Below are 19,832 nucleotides of genomic sequence, written 5' to 3'. Positions count from 1 at the left end.
GGACGTCAATATGATACACTTTCTACAAAAATGCTGAGAAGGGTAGCAAATTATGGTCAATCTTGCTCCAGTCTATGCGGCTCTGGATCGTTTTCTTGAAGAGAAAATGCAGCAAGCAAACATTCCTGGTATGGTGGTGGCCCTTACGGATCGGGAACACTTGCTGCGCGTCTCTACGTATGGTTTGGCCGATATTGCCACGCGTAGCCCCGTGACCCCTGAGACGCTCTTTGAAATTGGCTCCATCAGTAAATCATTTACCTCCATGCTCCTCCTGCAATTGCAGGCTGAGGGGCGTCTCGATCTGCACGCGCCTGTGACGCGCTATCTCCCCTGGTTTCAAGTGCAGTCTACCTATGAACCCATTACTGTACACCATCTGCTGAGTCACACGGCTGGTATCACCTCTGGGGTAGATTTTGCGCCGAGTTCCCGCTATAGCACATGGGCCTTACGTGAAACCACGGCAGCCTCCGCGCCAGGCACCCACTACCATTACTCCAACGTTGGCTATCAGGCACTCGGCTATCTGCTGGAAGAACTGCTCCACCAACCGTACGGACAGATTCTGCAAGAGCGTCTTCTGACGCCCCTGGGTATGCATGCTACTGAGCCGGTGTTCACGCATGAGACACGCAAACGCCTGGCAATTGGCTATGAGTACTTTTATGATGATCGTCCCAACCTCGCCACAAGCGCGCTTGTGCCCGCGACCTGGCTTGAGTGTGGAGCTGGAGATGGCAGCATCGCCGCCACAGCCGCCGACCTGGCAATCTATCTGCGCCTACTTCTCAACAAAGGACAGGGATCACACTTTCTCTCTGAGGCAAACTATCACCTGATGACGCAACGCTTGGTCCAGATGGAAGAAGGCGTCTTCTATGGCTACGGTCTATTTACTAGTGAGCGCGATAGCGCTACAGTGATTGGGCATACTGGGGGCATGGTTGGATATAACTCTGTCCTCCTGGCAGATCCTGAGCATGGTTTGGGAACTGTCGTCTTCGTCAATGGTCCGGCTAATCCCTTTGGGATTGCCAACTTCGCGCTTAAACTGTTGCGCGCTGCTTCTCTTGGAGAAAGATTGCCAGAGCCTCCTGTTCTTGCTACTGCGCTCCCCGCTGAACGTGTGGCTGACTATACGGGAACATATCATGGTGGCGACAACGACAAAACGCTTGTCGTTACCCATGAAAAGGGGCAATTGATGCTTGCGTATCAGGGCGAGAGGATTCCGCTGGCAAAGCTCAATGCCTCGCCCGATGTCTTCTACACGGCTCATCCTGATTTTGCGCTCTATTCTCTCCGCTTTGTGCGTGAAAAGGGCAAGATTGTCGAACTCTACCATGGTTCAGACTGGTATGTGAGTGAGCACGCTACAACGTCCACCACACTTACTTCTCCGCCACATTGGGAGACCTATGTTGGCCACTATCGCTCCTACAATCCCTGGCTGAGCAATTTTCGCATTGTGTTGCGTAAAGGATCACTGGTGTTTCTCTATCCTTCCGGAGAAGAAAAGAAACTCACTGTGCTTGACAACGCCTCAGACTCCTTCCGCATTGGTGAAGAGGAGTACGAACCTGAATGCATCCACTTCGACACAGTGGTGAATCAGCGGGCCTTACGAGCGAGCATTGCGGGTGGCGACTATTTCCGCACGTTTACGCCATAGCATCTGCATTTGTTCTATTTGCTCTGAAAGTATGGTAAAAGAGCAAAAAAAGGAAGAGTTTCTTCATGGAATCAAGCAATAGAGCACGCACAACTTCGCGCCTGTATCTCACCGCTCCCAGGAGCCTGGAGTGGATCACTGAAGAACTGCCACCTCTCGGTCCGCACGATGTGCTGGTGCAAACCAGGGCGGGGGCCATTAGTATTGGTAGTGAGTTGCCCCTGTATAGGGGCAATGCTTGCGCCAGCCGTCTACCTCAATATCCAAGAAGTGTGGGCTACGAGAACGTAGGCTTTGTCGTGGCTTGTGGCTCTGCGGTACAGAGAGTTAGACGCGGAGAGCGTGTTGTGGCTTTTTATGGGCATCACACGTACGCAGTTGCGCCAGAAACGCAGGTTATCGTAGTGCCTGATGGGGTCTCTGATGCGCTCGCGATTTTGAGTATTTTGACGTGCGATACAGCCAAGGGAGTGCGTAAGGTCGCTCCCAGGCCAGAGGAAATAGCCCTTATCACTGGTGCCGGTGTGATTGGGTTGCTGACACTTTTTATTTTGCGTGCCTATGGCGTGGTCCAGGTCGATGTGGTAGAACCACTGGCAGAGAGGCACGCATTGGCACGCCTGTTAGGTGCGCAACATGTTTGGCGTTCACAGGATATGCCCAGCGAGAGTAGAGAGTATGCTCTTGCCTTTGAGTGCTCCAGCCGCAACGAGGCATTTGCTCTCCTTCAAAAGCAGGTTCAACAACATGGGCGCATCTGCATCACTGCTGATGGAAATATTGAGCCGCTTGTACTGACCCCTGATTTTCATGAGAAAGAGCTGCACATCGTTGGATCGAGTGATGGTTGGGATTATCACACGCATGCTGCATGGTATTTTCGCCATGTGCAGCAGTACGCGACATGCCTGGAGCAGCTTTTTGAATTGCGCGTAGCTCGCAATGAGCTGATCTCGACATTTGAACAGTTGGCGCAAGGTGAGATTCGCCCAGCAAAGGTCCTCGTTTCTTATGAAGAGGCAATGAACCCAATTGAAGCCTGATAAAAAAATCCAAAGTATTGAGCAAATTTTTAGTTGTCTCTCTCCTCTCTTGATGCCACCCTGAGCGAATAAGCGATACGATGTGTCCAGGAAAACGCTGAGATGCCCACCAGCCTGGCAGATGCAAGATGGTTGGACACATGACGTTCGCTGTTGGGCCTCACAACTTCCTTCTATACGTGTACCACGTCTACCTGTACTCACCACAACGAGGGGCCTTGAGATGCAGCAAGCACATATTCTTCTAGTGGAAGACGACGCCATGTTGCGCAGTCTGATTGAGCAGAACCTGGTCGCTCGGGGACACAGTGTGTGGTGTGCCTGTGCCGCCGAAGATGCGCTTGCCCATTTGCGTGCGGAGTCGTTTGACCTGGTGTTCCTGGATATTAATCTCTCTGAGCACACGGGCTGGGATGTACTACGCATCGCCCAGCAGGAACACCTGCTTGTGCCTTGCCGGAAAGAGGGGAGTACACCGGTCGAAAAACTTCCAGTTGTGATCCTATCTGCGGTACGCGTCAGTCCTCGTCGACTGGCGGAGTTTCACCCGCTGGCCTATCTACCCAAGCCGTTTCCAATGGATGCGCTACTCCGATTGGCTGCCAATGCGGCTCAGAAGCATGCCAGTGAAGTGAAAACAAGCTACTAGCAGTAATTCCTATCGAAAACCTGAACGAGGAGCGCTAGCCACGGCAGTGGCGTTGGTTTTCGCATAAGAAGTAACTGAGGAAGGAAATGAACCAATGTCCGATATCGTGCTTGACCTGGTTGTTGTGATCGCAACGGTCGCTTTTTTCTTTGTTTGTATTGGCTTTACTCATGTCTGTGATCGTTTGTAACAGAGGGCAAAAATGAATTCGCCAATTGAGTACATCCTGGTAGGGATCATTGCTTTGGGGCTTATCGTCTATCTCGCGATTGCCCTACTGATGCCCGAGAAATTTTAAAGACGTATGTTAAAGATTGAGGTGAGGTTGAAAAAATTATGCCTGTGACGATGAATGCGATCTTGCAGGTGCTTGTCTATGTAGTGCTCCTGGTTCTGCTCACCAAACCGCTGGGGCTTTACATGACCAGGGTCTTTGCAGGTGAGCGTACCTGGCTCTCGCCTGTGCTGGTGCCGGTAGAGCGTCTCTTCTACAAGCTTTGCGGCGTACGCAAGGAGGAAGAGCAGCGCTGGACTGGCTACACTATCTCGATGCTGCTTTTTAGCATAGCTGGTATGTTGCTGCTCTATCTGCTTGAGCGCACCCAGCAGTGGCTGCCTTTCAATCCCCAGCAAATGGGGGCGGTCGCTCCTGGCCTGGCATTTAATACGGCTGCCAGTTTTACGACCAATACCAACTGGCAGGCCTATACCGGCGAGCAGACCATGAGTTATCTAACCCAGATGGCGGGCCTCGCGTTCCATAACTTTGTCTCGGCTGCGACGGGTATCTCGCTGGCCGTGGCCTTTATTCGTGGCCTGTCGCGTCGAAGCGCGCAACACCTGGGCAACTTTTGGGTTGACGTGACGCGCTGTATTCTGTACATCCTGTTGCCCATCAGTATTATTGGCGCCCTGGTCCTGGTTTCGCAGGGCGTGGTGCAGAATTTTAATGCTTATACGGTTGTTCACACGCTTGATGGTGTCACACAAACTATCGCGCAAGGACCTGTCGCCTCTCAGGAGTTCATTAAAGAGTTTGGTACGAATGGCGGTGGCTTCTTCAATGCCAACTCGGCGCATCCCTTTGAGAATCCTAATGTCATCACCAACATGCTTGAGATGCTGGCCATTTTTGCGATTCCCGCTGGTCTTGTCTATATGTTTGGCCGTATGGTTGGCAATACGAAACAAGGTTGGGCGATCTGGTACGCCATGTTCGCGCTCTTCCTGCTCGGCGTCGCGGTGGCACTGCCCATGGAGCAGGCTGGTAACCCAATGCTAACGAAGCTAGGAGCCAATCAAGCGGTGACGGCTCAGCAGGCGGGTGGCAATATGGAGGGCAAAGAGGTACGCTTTGGCATCGCGCAATCCACGCTCTTTGCGGTGATTACTACTGACGCCTCATGCGGGGCTGTGAATGGCTTCCATGATAGCTACACGCCTCTGGGTGGCCTGGTTCCACTTGCTAATATTGCCCTGGGTGAAATCGTCTTCGGTGGAGTTGGCTCGGGCCTCTACGGTATGCTGATCTTCGCCATTCTGGCGGTCTTTATCGCAGGTCTGATGGTAGGGCGCACCCCTGAATACCTTGGGAAGAAGATTGAACAGAAAGAGATGAAGATGGCCGCGCTGGCTATCCTGATCCTTCCGGCGAGCATTCTTGGCTTCTCAGCCATCGCGAGTGTTCTGCCAGCAGGGACAAGCTCTATTCTCAATTCGGGACCGCATGGCCTGTCAGAGATTCTCTACGCCTATACGTCTGGTACAGGCAACAATGGCTCTGCCTTTGCGGGCCTCTCGGCGAACACCAATTTCTATAACTGGACGCTTTCGTTCGCGATGCTGGTAGGACGTTTCCTCTTCGTCATTCCGGTGATGGCCCTGGCCGGTTCGCTGGTCACGAAGAAGGTGGTGCCCGCCAATGCTGGTACCTTCCCAACTACTGGCCCGCTGTTTGTAAGCCTGCTGGTGGGTGTGGTAATTATCGTAGGCGCGTTGACCTACTTCCCGGCCTATGCGCTAGGACCAATCGTTGAGCATTTGCTGATGCTGTCGGGCAAGGTGTTTTAAAAAATGAGTATAGAGACTGATACCATAGAGCAGACAGAGTCGTTAGAGTCGAAGCAGTGGAAGACACGACGCAAGAGCGCCAGCTCTATCTTCAATGGCCCAATCCTGCGCCGGGCGATGGTCGATTCATTGAAAAAGCTAGATCCACGCTGGCAGTTGAAGAACCCGGTCATGTTTGTGGTCGAGGTAGGTAGCGTCATTACGACGATTGAGTGGGTGCGGCTGCTACTTCAAGGCCCTGTAAACGAGATGTGGTTTACTCTGGGCGTTGCCTTCTGGCTCTGGTTTACGGTGATCTTTGCTAACTTTGCCGAGGCCATGGCCGAGGGGCGTGGTAAGGCCCAGGCCGACGCGCTGCGTAGTACACGTACCTCAATGATGGCGAAGCGCTTGAAGACAAGCGAGCGCCAGGCAGGTTTCACCGAGGTACAGGCGCCCGATCTGCGCAAGGGTGACCTGGTCCTGGTCGAGGCAGGCGAGGTGATTCCAGGTGATGGCGATGTCATTGAGGGCGTGGCCTCGGTTGATGAGTCGGCGATCACGGGCGAGTCTGCGCCCGTGATTCGCGAGAGCGGTGGTGATCGTAGCGCGGTCACTGGCGGCACGCGGGTACTCTCCGACTGGGTTGTAGTGCGCATCAGTGCCAACCCTGGTGAGTCGTTCCTGGATCGCATGATCGCCCTGGTCGAGGGCGCAGCACGCCAGAAGACGCCAAACGAAATCGCGCTCAACATCCTGTTGGCCAGCCTGACGATTATCTTTATGCTGGCGGTCATCACCCTGGAGCCGTTCGCCATTTACTCGGGCAGCCCAGTGGCGATCACGACCCTGATCGCGTTGCTGGTCTGCCTCATTCCAACGACTATTGGTGGTCTGCTCTCAGCGATTGGTATCGCGGGCATGGACCGCATGGTGCAGCGCAATGTGCTGGCGATGAGCGGGCGCGCCGTTGAGGCCGCAGGTGACGTGGATGTGTTGCTGCTGGATAAAACTGGTACGATCACACTTGGTAACCGCATGGCGAGCCGCTTTGTGCCTCTGAATGGCATTGAAGAGCGCGAGCTGGCTGAGGCGGCTCTGCTCTCCAGCCTGGCGGATGAGACACCTGAGGGCCGTTCCATTGTCAAGCTTGCCGAAGAGCAGTATGGCTTGCATGTTTCCGCCAATACAGATGAGGCGATCTTTATCCCCTTCTCGGCGCAGACACGCATGAGTGGTGTCGATTTCCAAACCAGGACCGGTACACGCTCGATTCGTAAGGGCGCTGGCGATGCCCTCAATAAATATGCGGCTGAGAATGGTGGCGAGGCTAGCGAAGAACTGACACAGTTGGTTGAGGAGATCGCGCGAGCTGGTAGTACGCCACTGGTGGTGGCCGACAATGGCTCTGCCAATGGTTCTGCGCGCTTGCTCGGTGTAATCGAGCTGAAGGATATCGTCAAGGGTGGTATGCGCGAGCGCTTTGAGCAGCTGCGCAAGATGGGTATCCGCACCATCATGATCACAGGCGATAACCCGCTAACCGCAGCTGCAATCGCCAGAGAGGCTGGTGTCGATGACTTCCTGGCACAGGCCACGCCTGAGACCAAGATGAAGCTGATTCGGGAGCAGCAGGCGGGTGGTCGCCTGGTGGCCATGACTGGTGATGGCACCAATGACGCGCCCGCCCTGGCACAGGCGGATGTCGGCGTGGCCATGAATACAGGCACTCAGGCGGCGAAAGAGGCCGCGAACATGGTCGACCTGGACTCGAACCCGACCAAGTTGATCGAAGTGGTCGAGGTAGGCAAGCAGTTGCTCATGACGCGTGGCGCGTTGACCACCTTTAGTATCGCCAATGATGTGGCTAAGTACTTTGCGATTATTCCGGCGATGTTCTCGGTCGCGTTCCCAGTCTTGAATGCGCTTAATATCATGCACCTGGCGACGCCACATAGCGCGATTCTCTCCGCGGTCATCTTTAACGCGATCATCATTATTCTCTTGATTCCGCTGGCCCTGCGTGGTGTCAACTACAAGCCCCTGGGGGCGGGTCCATTGCTACGGCGTAACCTGCTCATCTACGGCGTAGGTGGTTTGATTGTCCCATTTATTGGCATTAAATTGATTGACCTGCTGCTCGTGTTGTTGCATCTCGCGTAGTAGTGCGGAAGGAGAGAGACATGGCTCTTGATATGAAGAGACAAATTCGCCCAGCTATTGTGCTAACCCTTTTATTGACAGTGGTTACGGGATTACTCTATCCTGGTATTGTAACGGGCCTGGCGCAACTACTTTTTCCCTCCCAGGCAAACGGTAGCCTGCATACCGTTAATGGGCAGGTGATTGGCTCAGACCTGATTGGTCAGTATTGGACCGCGCCGAAATACTTTCATGGCCGCCCCTCTGCGACGGTTTCAGTGACCGATAGCAGTAAGAGCGAGCCATACAATGCGCAGAACTCTGCCGCGTCAAACCTGGGACCGACGAACAAAAATCTACAGGATGCGGTTCAGGCTCGGGTGAAGGAATTGCAGAAGGAGAATCCGGGGGTGCCAGTGCCAGTTGACCTGGTGACCGCTTCGGGTTCGGGCCTGGACCCAGACATTTCGGTCGCGGGTGCCCTCTTCCAGGTACCACGCATCGCCAAAGAGCGTGGTATGAGTGAGGACCAGGTGCGTGCATTGGTCATGAAGCATGTCCAGGGGCGGTTCTTGGGCATCCTGGGTGAGGAGCATGTCAACGTCCTTGAGCTTAATTTAGCGCTAGACGGTAAATAAGTTAGTAATATCAGGATAATGATGGACACATCAACTCCTAATAATAATCGGCGTGAGGATGGACGCCTAGATCCTGAAACGCTGCTGAATCGGTATAAACTACGCGATAGTGACGTAGGGGTTCCATCCCCTACGTCACTCGACGATGTGAGCGATCCGACGCCAGGACGGGGTCGTCTCCGCGTGTATCTAGGCGCCTCCGCTGGCGTCGGTAAGACCTATGCCATGCTTAACGAGGGGCGGCGACGTCAAGAGCGTGGCACCGACGTTGTGATTGGCTATGTCGAGACGCATAAGCGCCAGAATACCGCCGAGCAGATTGGTGATCTGGAGATTGTGCCGCGCAAGAAAATTGACTACCGTGGAGTGGTGCTGGAGGAGATGGATACGGATGCTGTTATAGCCCGGCATCCCCAAGTCGCACTTGTTGATGAACTGGCGCATACCAATGTCTCGGGTTCAAAGTATCGCAAGCGCTATAAAGATGTACAGGAACTTCTAGATGCCGGCATCGATGTGATTACAACGCTCAACGTCCAGCATCTGGAGAGCCTGAATGACCTGGTGGAGAATATCACTGGTATTCGCGTGCGTGAGACGCTTCCCGACTCGATTCTCGACCAGGCTGATGAAGTAGAACTGGTCGATATAGCCCCCAGTGCCTTGCGACAGCGAATGCTGCATGGCAATATTTATCCGCCCGAGCGTATTGAGCCTGCGCTGAAGAATTTCTTTCGCGAGGGCAACCTGACGGCCCTGCGCGAGATCGCCCTGCGCCTGACCGCGAATAAAGCCGAGTCACAGCTACAGGCATATATGACCGGGCATGCCATTACCGGCGCCTGGGCCACCAATGAACGCGTGCTGGTCGGATTCGATCATCGCGTCCAGAGCCGGCTCATTATTCGCGATGCCTGGCGCCTGGCCCATGGCCTGCACGCGGATTTGATCGCAGTCTCTGTCGAGCTTGAAGGATATACGGCTCTGCAACGCCAGGTCCTGGCTTTCCTTAAATATGGCAGTGGAGCAAAGAGATACCTTGAAGAGGCGAAGCAGCGGCTGGAGGAACATGCGTTATTCGCGGAGGACCTTGGAGCCGAAGTTGTACGCTTCAAGAGCCAGGACATTGCGACCGCCCTGGCCCAGGCCTCGCGCGAGCAACGGATTACACAACTGGTGATTGGCCAGCCAACGCACACGCGCCTGGAGGAGTTCTTCTTTGGTTCGGTCGTCAATAAGTTGTTGCGTTTACATGTCAATGTCGATATCCATGTCGTCCCCCTGGAGCGAGCGCAGGAGCGCGAAAGCTAACTGAGGGCAGAAAGAAGAAGGGGTAAAAATGCCTGCGGCATTTTTACCCCTTCTTCTTTCTGCCCTCAACTGTAGAGTCGAGGACAGCGCTTTTGAGGATTTATACGTGCTTCCTACGGTTTTTTTGAGCGAGTGGTTATTAGCAAAGAGCAAATTTTTAGAACTCTTCTCCATTTCTTTAGACTATCTTTAGATCTTCTGGGTTATAACTTATCTGTTAGGTAAGCAGTAAGAATGGCATAGTGTGCATTATGTCTGTGTCCGTAAACAGAGAAGGGTTTGACTCATGGAGCACAAGGACGTTCAGGCTTCCTCCACGCAGGAGCATGAACCGGTAGGTCAGGCTGTGGCTTCGCCTAAGCAAGCGCCAGGCGAGCAAGATAGATTACTAAGGGAGGAAGACCCCTCGCTTCTGGCCCGTGCGCAACTGGTTCAAGGAAGGTTGCCAGGGCATGAGCGTATTCGCATTATGCGCCCGAGTCATTCCTCACTCCGGCGTGTTGGAGATGGCGTATTGGAGGCGACTGAAGCCTCACTGGCTCCCAGAAGTGGCAGTGAGCGCGTCACCTACCGGGTCAAGCGCTTCTTAATTGGTTCGCCACTCACTAATGCCCAGGCCGCTCACGAGCGCTTAACCAAGTTTAAAGCTCTGGCAGTGCTCTCCTCGGATGCGATCTCCTCGGTGGCGTACGCGACGGAGGCCAGTATGGTGGCCTTGCTCGCGGCAGGGGCCATGGCAACTGGTATAGTTTTTCCCATCAGCATCGCCATTGTGCTCTTGCTGGCCATTGTGGCCATCTCTTATCGCCAGACGATTCCCGCCTATCCCGGTGGTGGTGGCTCCTATATCGTTGCCAAGGATAACCTGGGTACTCTGCCCGGCCTGGTCGCCGCGGCCTCGCTCTTGATTGACTATATCCTCACGGTGTCGGTAAGCGTCTCCTCAGGTGTCCAGAACCTTGCCTCGGTCTTTCAGGGCCTGGGGCCGTATGTGGTTGCCATCGATGTTGCGCTCGTGATCTTGATTACGATTGTGAACCTGCGCGGTATTCGTGAGTCTGGCTCTGTCTTTGCCATCCCCACCTACTTCTTTATCGCAAGCGCTGTGATCATGATTGTTGGTGGACTCTTCAAGGCCTATCTCATCGATCATCAACCTTTTATGGCTGCTTTCCATCCTCCTACGGGCATAACAGGTATGGAGCCGGTCTCGATCTTCTTGATCCTCAAGGCCTTTGCCTCGGGCTGTTCGGCCATGACGGGTGTTGAGGCCATCTCCAATGGCGTGCCTGCCTTTAAAAAGCCGGAGACGAAAAACGCAGCGATCACACTGACCTGGATGGCTAGTATCCTGGCGACTTTGTTTATTGGTATCACCCTGCTGGCTATGGCCTATGGCGTCACGCCTCAAGTTGGTGGCAATCCTACCGTCATCGCGCAGATTGCGCAGAAGGTCTTTGTTGGTGATCCCAGTCACCCAGGGCCGCTTGCCTTCTTCTTCCCCATCTTCCAACTGTCAGTGCTCTTCATCCTGGTGCTGGCGGCCAACACGAGCTATGCCGACTTCCCCCGCCTGGCGTCTCTGCTGGCGCGCGATCATTTTTTGCCGCACCAGTTCGCCTTCCGTGGTGATCGCCTGGCCTTCTCAACGGGTATCGTTGTCCTGGCTATTTTCGCGAGCGCGCTCCTGATCATCTTTAAGGGGAGCACTGATGCCCTGATTGGCCTGTACGCTGTCGGTGTCTTTATGTCCTTCACACTCTCGCAGAGTGGAATGGTTATTCACTGGTGGCGCTTGCGCCCATCTGAGCGTGGTTGGCAGCGCAAGATCAGTATTAACGCTCTGGGCGCCTGTACCACGCTTGTGGTGGCGATTGTGATTGCCAGTACGAAATTCTTAGAGGGCGCGTGGGTCGTCGTGATCCTGATCCCGATCCTGGTGCTGATGTTTATGAGCATTCATAAGCATTATCGGGGCGTGGAGGGTCAGCGCACGACGACGGTGCCTGGGCGCGCAGCGGAGATCAAGCACCTCTTTATTGTGCCGATTGCGGCCATGGACCGCGTCTCGGTACAGAGCATTGCCTATGCGCGCTCGATTACGAAAAACGTGGTCGCGGTGCATGTCTCGATTGACGAAGGGGATACAGACAAGGTGCGCGCAACCTGGCAGGATTGGGCCACACGCCTGCCAAGCGATGATAAGACCATGCTGGTCGTGATCGAGTCGCCTTACCGCTCGCTCTATCGCCCAATCCTTGATTATATCGACTCGGTGAAAGAGCTGTACCCGGAATTTACAATCACCGTGCTTCTGCCCGAGTTTGTGGTAGCGCACTGGTGGGAGCATTTCCTGCACAACCAGACGGCGTTGCGTCTGAAGGCCGCGCTACTCTTCCGCCCAGGTATTGTGGTCACGAGTATGCCCCAACACCTGCCCTCGCGCATCCCCGACATGGCCGAGGTCGCGGAGTTGAGTGGCCGCTAAAGTTTTGTGGTAGATAGTAAAGAGTCCCCTCGCGGGCCACAGCCCGCGAGGGGACTCTTTACTATCTACCACAAATACATAGATGGGCTTATATCCTGTCCCTTGCGTTTTCTTATGTCAGGCTGTAGAATCATAGTGGTTCCACCTCTGTCTGGTATCGTGGGGCCCATGCAGGAGCAAATACTGTTTCCTCTCGCGCTCGCATGCGTCCACATGAAGCCAATCCCCAAGAAAGGTAGCATAGAAACTCAATGTCAATCACTACTCGGCCGCGAACTATTGGAGAGTTGCGTGCAAGTGGCTACAAGGTGCTCTCGGTCAAAGAGGAGATGCGCAAAAACTTGATTGCCAAGATTCGCGCAGGTGAAGAGTTGTTCCCTGGGATTGTTGGCTATGAAGAGACGGTTATTCCCCAAATCGAGAATGCCATCCTTTCAGGTCAGGATATCATCTTCCTTGGTGAGCGAGGGCAGGCCAAGACGCGTATGGCCCGTAGCCTGGCGAATCTGTTGGATGACGAGGTTCCCGTGATCGCGGGATGTGAGATAAATGATAGTCCCTATGAGCCGATTTGTAAGGCATGTCGCGATAAAGTCGCCCAGTCTGGCGAAGAGGTAGAGATCGCCTGGTTGCCCCGTGATCGACGTTATGGGGAAAAATTGGCGACTCCAGATATAACGATCTCTGACCTGGTGGGTGAGGTTGATCCCATCCGTGTGGCGGAGGGGCGCTATCTCTCGGACGAGTTGACCATTCACTATGGCATGATCCCACGCACCAATCGTGGTATCTTCTGTATTAATGAGCTACCGGACCTGGCTGAGCGTATTCAGGTGGGCTTGCTCAACATCATGGAAGAGCGCGATGTGCAGATTCGCGGCTACAAGATTCGCCTGCCCCTGGACGTCTACGTGGTGGCTAGCGCCAACCCCGAGGACTATACCAATCGTGGACGCATTATTACGCCGTTGAAGGACCGTATCGGTTCGGAGATCCGCACGCACTATCCCCGCGGCCTTGAGCATGAGATCAATATCATGGAGGCCGAGAGCATGCACTTCCCAACCGAGGGGCTTGAGGTTGTTGTCCCCAAGTTTATGAAGGAAGTCATTGCTGAGGTCACACAACTGGCGCGCATCAGTAACGACATTAGCCAGCGTTCAGGTGTCAGTGTGCGCGTGTCGGTCTCAAACTTTGAGAACGTGCTGAGCAACGCTGTGCGCCGCGCCCTGCGCCTCAACGAGCGCTCGGCTGTGCCGCGTGTGAGCGACCTCTCAGCGATTCTGGCTTCGACCTGTGGCAAGATCGAGCTGGACGCGGTAGGGGATGTCAAAGAGGAGCGCGTTGTCCAGAAACTCATTAACTCGGCTATCCTCAACATCTTCGGCGAATACTTCGAGCAGCGTGACTTTGACCAACTGGTGGTGGGTTTTGAAAAAGGCCTGAATGTCCAGGTTGGAGATGATATGTCGTCCATGGAGTACGTCAACCAGCTTTCCAAAGTGGGAGGCTTGAGTAAGGCTATTGATAAGCTGAATGGACGCGGCAACCCTGCGAGCATTGCCTCCTCCATTGAGTTTATTCTCGAAGGGCTGCACCTGAATCGGCGTCTCAACAAGGATGAGGTCAGAGGCAAGGTGCGCTATCGCCGCTAAAGGATACGCGCTATGTTTCAACGCTTTATAAAGAATCGCTACGGCTATACCCGCTGGGATGGCTCACAGCGTATTGATGGCCTTGATGCCGACGATATCCTCAAAGCGCTCTCCGATGACTACATGGAGAACGGTAACCTGCAACAGGCGCTTCGGCGCTTGATGCAGGAAGGAGTGCGCAACGAGGATGGACGGCAGGCCATGGGTCTGCGTGAGATCATGGAGCGCCTGCGCCAGAATCGTAGCGAGCAGCTCAATCGCTATAACATGGCCTCCGGCGTGATGGATGACTTGCGCGAAAAACTGGAAGAGATCAAGCAACTGGAGCGCGAAGGCATTCAGCGTCGCCTGGATGCGCAAAATGGCGAGCAGCAACCTGGACAACAGGGCCAGCCGCAGCCCGGAGGCGAGAACCAGCAACCTTCTGGGCAACAGCCATCTGCTCGCTCCAGCTCTGAATCCCCTTCAATGGAGAGTCAGCAGCCTGGCCAGCAGGGGCAGGAGGGCGCGCAAGGCCAGGAGGGATCTGGTGGCGACCAGCTCTCGCCTGAGCAGATGCGCAAGATGCTGGAGATGATCGCCAAGCGCAAGCAAGAGTACCTGGAGGGCCTGCCCCAGGATATTCCTGGGCAGATCAAGCAGCTCTCCGAGTATGACTTCATGGATGACCAGGCCCGCGAACAGTTCCAGGAGTTACTGGCAAGCTTGCAGCAGCAGATGATGCAGCAATACTTCCAGGGTATGCAGCAGTCGTTGCAGAACATGACCCAGGAAGATGTGGCGAATCTGCGCGAAATGATTCGCGATCTCAACAAGATGCTGCAAGAGCGCCAGCAGGGACTTGAACCCGACTTCGACTCCTTTATGCAGAAGCACGGGCACTACTTCCCTGGAGTCAACTCGCTGGATGATCTCATCGAGCAGATGCAGATGCAGCAGGCGGCGATGCAGGGTATTATGGATAACCTCTCGCCCGAGCAGCGCCAGGAACTGCAACAACTCATGGATCAACTCATGGGTGATGACCGTATCCGCGTCGATATGCTCGAACTGGCGCAAAACCTGGAGGCAGTCGCTCCTATGGAGCAGGTCAGGACGCGTTTCCCCTTCAGAGGCAATGAAACCCTGCCTCTGAACGAGGCCATGCGTATGATGGGCCGCCTTCAGCAGATGGAGGGCCTACAGGACCAGTTACAGGAGGCGCGTCGCCTCGATGAATTGGGAGCTATTGACAGCGACAAGGTCAAAGAACTGCTTGGTGATGACGAATACCAATCGATAGAGCAGCTCAAGGAACTGATGAAGACCCTTGAGGAGGCGGGCTATATCGAGAAGAAAGGCAATCGCTGGGAGCTGACCGCGCGCGGTATCCGCAAGATTGGTCAGAAGGCCTTGCAGGACATCTTTAATAAGCTCAAGCGTGATGGCTTTGGCCGTCATGTCAGCCCCTTCCGTGGGGTTGGTGGCGAGCGAACTGACGAGAGCAAGACCTATCAGTTTGGCGACCCCTTCCTGCTCGACCTACAAAAGACGCTGATGAACTCCATCAACCGCAAGGGCGCGGGAACGCCACTCGCGCTTCAGCAGGACGACTTTGAGGTCTATCGTACAGAGTTTATGACCCAGTCTTCAACGGTGTTGATGATCGATATGAGCCTGAGCATGGTCTATAACGGTTGTCAGCAGGCGGCGAAGAAGGTTTCAGTGGCGTTGGAGAGCCTTATTCGCTCGCAGTTCCCACGCGATAACCTCTATATCGTAGGCTTCTCGTTTGTCGCACGCGAATACAAATCCAATGAGTTGATGGAGTTGAGTCGCTACGACAATGATCGCGGCACTAATATGGCGCATGGACTGATGCTGGCTCGCCAGTTGCTTGCCAGGCATCGGGGTGTCAATAAGCAGATCATCATGATTACCGATGGTGGCCCGACCGTCTGGTATGAGGAGCGCTATGGTGGCTGGCAGTTCGCCTTCCCTAGCCCCTACGCGGAGCAGCAGACCCTGCTGGAGGTCCAGCGCTGCACACGCGACGGCATTACCATCAACACCTTCATGCTCTATGATGATGACTGGATGGTAGCCTTCGTCAACCAGATGGCCGAAATCAACCGCGGCCGTACCTTCTACGCTGACAAAGATAATCTCGGCGAGTACCTGCTGGTAGATTACCTCAACAGCAAGAAGAAATTTGTCTCGTAGCGCGAATCTTAGCAAGAGAAGATGGGTTGGGCTGAGGTTTCTGGCCTCAGCCCAACCCATCTTCAGTTTTCTCACAGCAGGTCGTGGAGTGCCTGCATTAGCTGGGGATACGCGAACTGGAATTGCGCCTCTATCAGACGTTGGGGGAGAAGGTGTTGGCTGTCCAATACCACTGTCGATAATTCCCCTAACAAAACTTGCAAGGCGAAGGCTGGCAGAGGAAACACGGAGGGTCGCTTCAAAACATGCCGCACCTCGCGGAGCAACTCTCGATTTGTCACTGCTTCCGGCGCGCATAGATTGAAGGGGCCAGAGAGTGATTGTTGTTCAAGGAGGAACTGGATGGCTCTGGCAACATCCACTTTGTGAATCCAGGGAATCCATTGTCGCCCATCGCCCAAGCGTCTCCCGAGCAGTTGCGCAAAGTGCAAAAGCGGAGGAAAGGCACCCGTGTGTGTATCAAGCACAAGACCTGTGCGCGCAATACAGCGCCTGGTCTGGGCAAGGGCCGTGGATGCTTCCCACTCCTGGCAGACCTGTGCGCGGAAGCCTTGACCAGGAAGGCAAGCCTCTGTGAGCAACTCCTGCCCGCTATCCCCGTAATACCCTGATGCTGAGGCTTGCACCAGCACTTTCGGCGGTCCATGGTGTTCCATTGCCTGTATGATAGCTTCTCCAGCGCGCAAACGACTCTCCAGGATACGTGCCCGATACGACCGTGTCCAGCGCCAATGTGCTGGAGTCGCGCCTGCCAGGTTGACGATGGCGCTCTCGCTGGTGATCAAATTCCCCCATCCCTGGGCAGATCTCGCATCCCAGCCAATGGTTTTGATGTGTATTAACCCCAGTTGGACGAACATCTGAGCCGTCTGCGTGGGACGGCGGCTCAGGACGATGATCTCGTATCCCTGGGTGCCTAGGAGTTGAACGAGCGAGCGCCCAATAAGGCCGCTGCCGCCAGTAATGATTACGCGCATTTTTCGCCTCCCTTACTGTCCTGTCTCGCTCTAAGCCTCCAGCCGAGCAAACCACAGAAGCCAAAGACCAGGGCGTTCTCCAGTCCATGGATCAGAATCATTTGGGAGATGGTGATGGTCCAGGCTCCGGTCGCCACTCCTAGTGCATAGGCTGCGGCAAACAACATGGTGAAGAAGACAGCAGTATATGAAAATAGGAGGAGTACTTGTGTCAAAAGGGAATTGGTCATAGGCACAACGAAACGCAACCCTAGCAACGCGATCAGGATCAAGCTCAGGGCTAAAAGGTCAGCCGGAGCAGTATCCAGGAAGTGCAGTTGGGTGACCTGGGCAAGGGTCAGCCCCGCGGCCACCAGGATTGGATTGACAAGGACGCCAAGAGCTGCAACTCGATAAGTCACACGAGAAAGCGTATATGCTGTTGTTGGTATAACCTGACCTGTAAGGCCCGTGATGATCAGAGCCGCCATGGCAATAAAGTGAAAATGAACAGCCGTGAGCAAGTCAGTATGCACGCCGAAACCCAGTGGCTGAAGTCCCAAACGCGCCAGTACCATCCATGTGCTGCCAATTGGAAGATAGAGGAGTGCCGCTGCCAGGCAGATATCAGGGAGCGTTCTTCTGGCCTGGAAAAGCCGGACCAGACCCAGCAGCGTGAGAAGGCCCGTAAATAGCAGCCATACGGCGGCAAATGCGGCGGCGAGTGGACCGGTAGCTAGCAGAAAGGAAACCCCACCAATGAGCGCGGCAAAGGGCTGTAAGAACAGAATCAGGGAAGAGAGCTGATAAAATTGGCGGGACTGTCTAGGGAGCGACACGAGTGGAACTGTCAACGGCATAATGACGAAGAGAGCCAGCAAAAGCAAAAGCTCCAGCTCGTTGAGGATAATCCAACGAAACCAGGCACCCAGCACGAGCAGTACCCAGATGCTCCCTCCAAGCACAATACTGATGATGTTCCATCTCACCAGATCAAGCGTCTTAAGTGACATAATCGAACCCTTCTATGTGGAATGATGGGAGAGAATACCTCTCAGGCGACCCAGATTCCTTTCTGAGACCTCTCCGGCCTAAAGGCACGGAGGTTCCTGTTCCTCACCCACCGTTTCCGATCTCCCCCGAAGGAGAAACCAGCTCTTGGCGGGGATAGGCAGGACTTTCGAGCCGACGCGCTCTGGCACGGGCAGCTCCGCTCTTGCGCCGAGCCACTACGCCCATGCTTCGGGGCAAGTGCTGCCCCTCATTCGCACGTTGTTGTAGATCCTCCATCACGGCTCTCAGGCGCGGCTCCGCACCTTCCCAGACGTGCTGGTTGACGGAGGGAATGGTTTGCTCCGGTTCCAGGTAGGCCAGCAAGAAGGCCGAATAGAGATCACGCTGCACTGGCCCGAAGCTGCAGGGGCATTTGTGCCAGCGCTGTGAAAGCGGCTTCTTGTGATACTGCCGACACTGATGGCAATATTGAGACAGTTTGGTCGATGATGCAGGAACTTCGTACAGGGTGCCGCCAGTTTTTGCAACTATGCGAGTCAAATGCACTATAAACACCCCCGGTGCCCGAAGTCCGATGCTCCGACCATACTGTTTTTGCCAGGCTTTGAATGAAGTCTTTTCTAGAGTGATCGTGGTGCCTATCTGTGCAATGCGATGAGCGAGATTGCCATGCAGACTCTTGCGGTGCGCGGCTAGTTTGCGCTCGGTGTTGGCATGCTGTCGCCTGGTCGCCTTATACCGCTTACTCTCTTTCCAGCGCAAGCGACCTTTTTTCACACGTCCCTTTTCGTCATAATTTTCAGGATTATTGGCACGGCGCTGTCGATCCATCTTGCGCTGCAATCGGCGCTTTTTTCTGGTATCAGGTGCTACTTCCTCGCAGAACGTGACCAGATCGGCTTTGCCTTCTCGTGGCACCATTGCCAGTGTGGATGGGCCAATATCCAGGCCGATGATGTCTTTGCCCACTTCCTCATGCCTGGGCTTGACGAACGCGCGGCCTTCTAACACCAGTTGCACGTAATAGCGGTTGCCGTCTTTGTCGGTTCCCTGCGCTTGCGGTGACGATGCTTTGCGGCGGACCAGACGCACATATTTCATGCGGTGGCGCATGCCATGCTGCACCACCGGGTCAAGCCAATCGATGATGGCTGGGATGACCTCTGCATTCCAGATGAGAAAGCCACCATCGCCTGCATTGGGGTCCAGCACAAAGTGCATGCCGGTATCATTGCGCTTGCCCTCTACGCTATCGATGCCTCGTCCTTTGCTGCGGAAACGCACCCGTTTGGCTTTTCCGACACAGACGCGATTGGCGGCTTGATAGGCGCGGGTGGCAAGCGTTTGGGCCATCGTACTATCGATATGATCAGCGATCCACGAGACACGGGCTTGTTTGGTATACTCATGCATCTCGTATTCTGAGAAGCGGTATTTTTTGCGCAGAGTAGAAAACGCCTGTGCCCGTTCCTGTTTCTTGGAGCGAGGGATAGCGCAAGCTTGTGCCCACGCTGGATCATTGCGCATACCTCTCAGCCGCTTCATGGCCTCATCAAGGAGAGCATTATACAGACACCGGGCCGCTTCCAGGTGTGCGCGTACCTGGCGTTCCTGGCTCCAATCGACCTGGAGAGGTAATTCGAGAAGAAAGGTCGGTGTCGCGGGCTCGCTTCATGATGTGCTCTCCCTTCCGATGCGGTACATCTCCTCAGAAAAGGACGGGCAGCAGTCCCGTCCCTTGTTCTGGCTCAACTTTCACACGCTACGAAGCTCTTCTTTCTGTGCCGTCTTCTTCCGGTAACTCGACGACGTGGCTGTGACGTCCTTCTTTCCTCTCGACCGCAGGCAATGTCAGCAGTGGAATCATCGCACGATCTATTCAACAACAAAGCGAACACGAAGAGGTTCCTGCCTCCACCCCCTCTCTCCCTGACACATTTTAGCTAGAGAGGAAGCGAGCAGAAAAAGAGACCGTCCAAAGAGAAGAAAGCAAAAATCATTCTCGGAGGA

Annotated in this window: 14 protein-coding genes; 11 read left to right on the top strand and 3 right to left on the bottom strand. The window is 54.6% G+C overall.

From position 1 onward, the window contains the following. The first annotated feature begins 52 nt into the window (after positions 1–52). The 11 genes from KRAC_RS64815 (at position 53) to KRAC_RS58880 (ending at position 15,852) form a co-directional block, all read left to right on the top strand. Positions 53–1,675, top strand: coding sequence for a serine hydrolase domain-containing protein (locus KRAC_RS64815; RefSeq protein ID WP_007923310.1), 1,623 nt, complete (start codon positions 53–55; stop codon positions 1,673–1,675). Between the two features lie 65 nt (positions 1,676–1,740). Next, on the top strand, positions 1,741–2,718 hold the full coding sequence (locus KRAC_RS58920; protein WP_007923308.1) for a zinc-dependent alcohol dehydrogenase: 978 nt from the start codon (positions 1,741–1,743) through the stop codon (positions 2,716–2,718). A gap of 223 nt (positions 2,719–2,941) precedes the next feature. Further along, a complete protein-coding gene (locus KRAC_RS58915) occupies positions 2,942–3,367 on the top strand; it encodes a response regulator (protein ID WP_007923307.1) in 426 nt (141 codons plus the stop codon). A gap of 202 nt (positions 3,368–3,569) precedes the next feature. After that, the gene (locus KRAC_RS68750) at positions 3,570–3,665 is read left to right on the top strand and encodes a potassium-transporting ATPase subunit F (protein ID WP_007923303.1); all 96 of its coding nucleotides are present in this window, start codon (positions 3,570–3,572) and stop codon (positions 3,663–3,665) included. A 38-nt stretch (positions 3,666–3,703) separates the two neighbouring features. Further along, complete coding sequence (kdpA, locus tag KRAC_RS58910) at positions 3,704–5,437, top strand: potassium-transporting ATPase subunit KdpA (protein ID WP_007923302.1); 1,734 nt, start codon at positions 3,704–3,706, stop codon at positions 5,435–5,437. 3 nt (positions 5,438–5,440) lie between these two features. After that, complete coding sequence (gene kdpB / locus KRAC_RS58905; RefSeq protein ID WP_007923300.1) at positions 5,441–7,579, top strand: potassium-transporting ATPase subunit KdpB; 2,139 nt, start codon at positions 5,441–5,443, stop codon at positions 7,577–7,579. Between the two features lie 32 nt (positions 7,580–7,611). After that, the gene (gene kdpC / locus KRAC_RS58900; protein WP_040448905.1) at positions 7,612–8,196 is read left to right on the top strand and encodes a potassium-transporting ATPase subunit KdpC; all 585 of its coding nucleotides are present in this window, start codon (positions 7,612–7,614) and stop codon (positions 8,194–8,196) included. A gap of 18 nt (positions 8,197–8,214) precedes the next feature. Continuing rightward, positions 8,215–9,507, top strand: a complete 1,293-nt coding sequence (locus tag KRAC_RS58895; protein WP_157508361.1) for a universal stress protein — start codon at positions 8,215–8,217, stop codon at positions 9,505–9,507. Positions 9,508–9,793: 286 nt separating this feature from the next. Next, positions 9,794–11,995 carry an APC family permease gene (locus KRAC_RS58890; protein WP_211221567.1) on the top strand — a complete coding sequence of 734 codons (2,202 nt, stop codon included), beginning with the start codon at positions 9,794–9,796 and terminating at the stop codon, positions 11,993–11,995. Between the two features lie 251 nt (positions 11,996–12,246). Continuing rightward, positions 12,247–13,650, top strand: a complete 1,404-nt coding sequence (locus tag KRAC_RS58885; RefSeq protein ID WP_007923295.1) for a sigma 54-interacting transcriptional regulator — start codon at positions 12,247–12,249, stop codon at positions 13,648–13,650. A gap of 12 nt (positions 13,651–13,662) precedes the next feature. Continuing rightward, on the top strand, positions 13,663–15,852 hold the full coding sequence (locus KRAC_RS58880; RefSeq protein ID WP_007923294.1) for a vWA domain-containing protein: 2,190 nt from the start codon (positions 13,663–13,665) through the stop codon (positions 15,850–15,852). A 71-nt stretch (positions 15,853–15,923) separates the two neighbouring features. Here the strand turns inward: KRAC_RS58880 and KRAC_RS58875 are convergent, their stop codons facing one another. The 3 genes from KRAC_RS58875 to KRAC_RS58865 all read right to left on the bottom strand — a co-directional run bounded on the left by KRAC_RS58875 (position 15,924) and on the right by KRAC_RS58865 (position 19,349). Continuing rightward, positions 15,924–16,829 (bottom strand): TIGR01777 family oxidoreductase, encoded by a 906-nt coding sequence (locus KRAC_RS58875; RefSeq protein WP_007923293.1) that lies wholly within the window; start codon positions 16,827–16,829, stop codon positions 15,924–15,926. After that, positions 16,820–17,821, bottom strand: a complete 1,002-nt coding sequence (locus KRAC_RS58870) for a YndJ family transporter (protein ID WP_007923292.1) — start codon at positions 17,819–17,821, stop codon at positions 16,820–16,822. Before KRAC_RS58870 ends, KRAC_RS58875 begins: the two co-directional genes overlap by 10 nt. A 103-nt stretch (positions 17,822–17,924) precedes the next feature. Continuing rightward, positions 17,925–19,349: a transposase gene (locus KRAC_RS58865; protein ID WP_040448619.1), complete on the bottom strand. Its 1,425-nt coding sequence runs from the start codon at positions 19,347–19,349 to the stop codon at positions 17,925–17,927. Positions 19,350–19,832 lie beyond the last annotated feature (483 nt).

The organism is Ktedonobacter racemifer DSM 44963 (assembly GCF_000178855.1).
Lineage (GTDB): Bacteria > Chloroflexota > Ktedonobacteria > Ktedonobacterales > Ktedonobacteraceae > Ktedonobacter > Ktedonobacter racemifer.
This window is presented reverse-complemented; position numbering and strand designations above follow the sequence as displayed.